Genomic DNA, 1,251 nt, shown 5'->3' with positions numbered 1-1,251 from the left:
CTGCCCGGGAGGGGACCGGGCGACCGGCGGTATGAGCAGCGTTGGATTCCCTCCAGCCAGCCACAGGGCCGAACTGTCGAAGCTCACAAACCGACAGAAACCAACCAACAAACTTTTGCTCGGTTCCCCCCTGGTCCCTGCTGGACCCTCCCGGAGCCTCCCGTGTCGCCAATGATCCCATGCGGGCGACGCTTGTTTCATTTCACAGCCTGCCGGGACCGTACAAGTCGTCCTCTACCCTACCCATGCGGACTCTGCCACGGCCGGACGTGGGCGCACGGCGCATCAAAGCATCACTGCGAAAGACCATGTAGAAAAAATGGGGCGATCCGTAGCTGCTGCACTCGCCTCCGGCTCCAATGTTGCCGCACATGAGGGGATCCCGAAATCTCGCGATCATCTGGCGCTCCAGCTGGGCTGTGGTGCGACTGCTTTCCGAGACGGCGAGCACATACATGGCGCAATAGCCAGCGCCGGAGTACGAGTGCTGCTGCCACCTATGAGCCGGGTTGTCTGTGATTCCCAAATAGAAGTAGCGGCTCCTGGCTATCGGCCGAATCTCAGACACACAATGCTCGCTATACTCAGCGAGATCCCGCGGTTCATCACGAGGAAAACGTAAAAATATGTCGCGCTCAGCATCAATGCTTCGTCGGATACCGTTTGGCACGAGGGAGTGCCACCATCCAGCTCTGATACGGGCAGCAGAGGCATCGGCTAAGCGAGCAGCGGCAACTGCAACCGGGTTTTGCAATGCGGGCGTCGGGCTCGATCGACTCGACCTGCTAGGTTGCAAGATGTCTGTGTCCAAGCTTCTTGGCTGCAAAACTGGCAACAAAATTGCATGCTGCAAGTTGGCGAACTCCAAATGCAAGGTTGGCTGCAAGACTGGACTTCGACTCCGAGACTCCGAGACTCCGAAATTTGCGGGCTGCAAGTTGGCTGGCTCCATGTTCAAGATGTGCTGCAAGACTGGACTTGGACTCCGAGTCACACTTGCGGGCTGCAAGCTGGCTATCTCCACGTTCAAGGTAGGCTGCAAGACTGGACTTCGACTCCGACGACTCCGAGACACAATTGCAGGCTGCAAGTTGGCTAGTTCCAAGTGCAAGGTTGGCTGCAAGACTGGACTTCGACTCCGAGACCTGAGAGGCCGCAAGTGTGGATACAAGACTGCTTCCAAGAGGGAGGCCGTCCGGCGAGGCTCCAGCGTTGGATACAAGAATGAATTCAATCCCGAGGTCGGCCCGC

The 1,251-nt window shown here is 58.0% G+C and carries 1 protein-coding gene; it reads right to left on the bottom strand.

Features of this window, described 5'->3' with window-relative positions:
* Positions 1–785: 785 nt before the first annotated feature.
* Positions 786–1,251: hypothetical protein (locus ABWP81_RS11605; RefSeq protein WP_353141932.1), on the bottom strand; the 466-nt coding region annotated here is incomplete at its 5' end.

Source organism: Limnohabitans sp., assembly GCF_040401135.1.
Taxonomy (GTDB): domain Bacteria; phylum Pseudomonadota; class Gammaproteobacteria; order Burkholderiales; family Burkholderiaceae_C; genus Limnohabitans.
The sequence above is the reverse complement of the archived record's forward strand: the minus strand, read 5'-3'. Positions and strand labels throughout refer to the sequence as shown.